The sequence below is a fragment of the Caballeronia sp. genome (assembly GCF_049581465.1).
GTDB lineage: Bacteria > Pseudomonadota > Gammaproteobacteria > Burkholderiales > Burkholderiaceae > Caballeronia.
The window spans coordinates 1-3,788 of record NZ_JBAUSA010000834.1 but is presented as its reverse complement, the minus strand read 5'-3'; the positions used below and the strand labels follow the sequence as shown (position 1 = coordinate 3,788).

The 3,788-nt window shown below is 59.8% G+C and carries 2 protein-coding genes; both read left to right on the top strand.

Features of this window, described 5'->3' with window-relative positions; translation table 11 throughout:
• Window positions 1-1,073: YadA family autotransporter adhesin (locus WCA53_RS20480; RefSeq protein WP_423914940.1), on the top strand; the 1,073-nt coding region annotated here is incomplete at its 5' end.
• A gap of 905 nt (window positions 1,074-1,978) precedes the next feature.
• Window positions 1,979-3,778 carry a YadA family autotransporter adhesin gene (locus WCA53_RS20475; protein ID WP_423914937.1) on the top strand — a complete coding sequence of 600 codons (1,800 nt, stop codon included), beginning with the start codon at window positions 1,979-1,981 and terminating at the stop codon, window positions 3,776-3,778.
• Window positions 3,779-3,788: the final 10 nt, after the last annotated feature.

The window sequence follows — 3,788 nt, the reverse complement described above, 5'->3', positions numbered from 1 at the left end:
CCACGGGCGTGATTTCCATCGGCGACAACACGAACGGCAGCGAAATCAACGTGTCCGGCACGGCGGGAGCCCGCAAGATTTCGGGTGTCGCCGCAGGCACCGTCTCGGCGACCAGCGGCGAAGCGGTGAATGGCTCGCAGCTATACAACACGGCAGCATCGACAGCGGCAGCGTTGGGCGGCGGCGCGGGTGTCGACGAGAACGGAGGCATCACCGCGCCGACGTACACGGTCGGCGGCACCGATGTGCATGACGTTGGCACGGCGATCAGCAACCTCGACGCACGTACGGCGCAGAACACGACTGACATTACGAACATTGGCAATGCGACCAAGAATGCGGTCACCTACGATTCGGATTCGCACAACAAGGTGACGCTCGGCGGTACCGCTGCGGCTGATGGTACCGATGCAAATGCTGTCCAATTGACCAACGTAAAGGCGGGCGAGCTCTCGGACACCAGCACGGACGCCGTCAACGGTGCGCAATTGAACGCCACGAATGCGCGTGTCGACACGTTCGAGAACACCGTCAACAACATTGCCGGTACGGGAAGTCCTTACATCGCAATCAACTCGTCGGTCGCGACATCGCCTACGCCTACCGCAACCGGTACCGACGCCGTTGCGATCGGTGCCAATGCGCAAGCATCAGGCAACAACTCGATCGCGTTGGGCGCCAATTCGGTTGCAAGCGAGGACAACACGGCATCGGTCGGTTCGGTGGGCAACGAGCGCCGTGTGACGAACGTCGCGCCGGGGCAGAACGGGACGGACGCAGCCAACATGGATCAGGTCAATGCGTTACGCAACGAGGTGGGCCAGAACATGACGGCGTTGCAACGTAGCGCGTTTGGCGGCGTGGCGTCGGCAATGGCCATGCCTAGTCTCTCGCCGCGCGAACCGGGCAAGACTGTCGTGGCAGTCGGTGTGGCCAACTACAAGGGTTACGGCGCGGTGGGCGCCGGCGCAACGTATCGGTCACGTGATGGCGCGTGGCTGATCAATGGAGCGTTGTCGGTGACGCCTCACGGAGATACCGGCGCACGCGCGCAGGTGGGCTACGAGTTCTGAGTTTGATCCGCTTATAAAGCACTGAGGCAGTAGAAAAGGGCGATCCAGATTTTGGATCGTCCTTTTTAATTTTGCGGGCGCGATATATCCAGGTGGTCCGCGCCAAACGTATTGCACGCGGCAGTAAAAGTGCGAAACGTCTTACACTCCCGGGTGCGACCAAAAGTCCAATCATGCAACCGCATTTTCGCCGTAATGAGATGACTCTCCAAACCGCGCAATCACGCATCGATTGAACCAATGGCTTTGCTTTCACCTTCACCTTCACCTTCTGCTTCGCGACGCCACGTGCTCCGATGCAAACAGACTGTTTCACCCCACGTCTGCGGTTCTAGGATTGAGCCGATCAATAATCTCATAAAGTCCTAATACAGTAGGTGTTGACGCAAACCCCCGCAAATGAAGCACCTTATTTGTTCGCGGTTTCGTTCGCCGTCCCGCCACCGTTCGATTTTGGATATCGCGCTCTAGCCGGAGCTTACGCCGTTGCTCCTTCTGCGGAAACGCGCGTTAGCACGGCGAAAAACGCTGAATCCGTAAACCAGTGAATCGGCATTCGGACTAAAAGCCATGTGATTTATTAGGAATGTATATCAATTATGAGAAACAAATTTAAAGTAAGACGCAATGGATTGACTGAAGATCGGGACGGCGCTCACGAAGACGGGTGTCCCGGTACGGAGTCGTTTCAGCGCAAAGCCGCGCGCCTCGCGTCGGCCTCATTCGCGCTCAGCGCTGCAATGTCCATGTCAACACCGGCGGCGGCATTTACCATGCCAACGACAGTGTCATCTGAATACCGGCCTGAAAATGGGCCTTCAACGGGCGATAGCGCTTCACCGCAAAATGGCGGCGCAGGTGCTGGTAGCGGTGCGGCAGCGTCGACATCGGAGTCGAGCGGGGAAATGTCAGAAAGCGAAGAGAATGACCGCCAAGTGAAACAGGGCATTACGCTAGCCGATGCAGACGTTCCGGAAACGGTGAGCGCTACGTCTGCAGGCAACACGCCCGCGGCGACTGGCTCGCGACTACTCGGCGCGACTCAGAATCTCGGCCTTCTGCAGGCGACGGCTACACCGACCGCGTTTGGGGGGGGGGCGAGTGCAGGCTATATATCAGCTATTGGTCGCACACAGTCTGACTCAGCTACGGCAGGTACCCTAGGCGTGGCAGTTGGCGTGGGAAGCTCCGCGGGCGAATTGGCGGTCGCAGTCGGATCGCTGGCAACATCAATGGCGTCAGGTGTTGCGCTTGGCTTCCAGGCTAACGCGTCGGGAAACGGGCTAGCCATCGGCTACTTGGCCACGTCAGACGGCAATAGCGCAATCGCACTGGGTAACCGGGCTTCTGCGAGTGGCGCGGCTGCGATCTCTATTGGTGCAAGCGCTACAGCTTCAGGACAATTAGCTACAGCCATTGGCACTTCCGCCAAAGCTTCGGCTTCCAAAAGTACGGCGATAGGCTCGAATTCCATAGCCGACCGTGAAAACACCGTTTCCTTCGGCAAGCCAAACGCCGAACGCCAGATCGTCAACGTCAAGGCTGGTACGGAGGAAACGGACGCAGTCAACGTCGCGCAGTTGCACGCTGCGGGTTTCTCAATCGATCCGGACGGCAGAATCACGAGCTCGTTCGTGGCTTACACCGATACGACGGCAGACAGCATCGTGCTTCGCGGCACAGACGGCACGGTTATCTCGAATGTCAAGGCGATGCCGCTGTTCGAAGGCAGTACAAATGCGGTCAACGGTTCGCAGTTGTTCGATTCCACGAGCAGCATCGCGGACGCGCTTGGCGGCGGTGCGAGCATCGACGCCAACGGCCGCCTGAGCACGCCCACCTTCATGATCGCCGGCGCGCCGATTCGCGATGTTGGCACGGCGCTGGGAAATCTCGATGGACGCGTGACGCAAAACAGCACTGACATCGCGAGTCTCCTGGCCGCGCAGTCGAGCGGCCCGAACGGTACAAATGGTTCAAACACCGTTGCCTATGATACGGACGCGCGCGACAAAGTAACGCTCGGCGACCCAAGCGCTCCGACCGGTCCCGTGCAAGTGACGAACGTGAGCGCCTCTGAGGTTTCGGCAACCAGCACCGACGCCATCAACGGTGCGCAACTGAACGCCACCAACGAACGCGTCACCGCGACCGAAAGCGTGGTAGCAGGCTATCAGGCGGCTGGGCTGGATTTTGTGGCTGTGCATTCATCGGCGGCGAGTGGTTCGAAGCCAGTGGCAACAGGAACAGACGCGGTGGCGATCGGCGTGAACTCACAGGCTTCTGGGGACAATTCCGTCGCGCTGGGCGCCAATTCGGTCGCCGGCCAGGCCAACACGGTCTCGGTCGGATCGGATGGGAACGAACGGCGCGTGACTAACGTGGCTCCGGGCGTCAACGGCACTGACGCGGTCAACATGACCCAGATGTCCCAGTTGCGCAACGACATGGGCGCCAGCATGAGGTCGTTGCAACGCGCGGCGTTCGGCGGCGTGGCGGCTGCCATGGCAATGCCTAACCTGATGCCGAGTGCACCCGGAAAGGTGGTCATGGCTGCCGGCGTGGGTAACTACAAGGGCTACAGCGCGTTGGGCGTAGGCGCGACATATCGCACGCCCAATGGCAAATGGCTGGTGAACGGAGCGGTTTCGGTCACGCCAAGCGGCGGCGCTGGAATGCGGGCGCAAGTCGGCTACGAGTTCTAAAAAGCGTGCG

Coding starts and splice junctions, on each gene's coding strand:
- WCA53_RS20475 (WP_423914937.1), top strand. CDS start 1,979: ATGTCAGAAAGCGAAGAGAATGACCGCCAAGTGAAACAGGGCATTACG.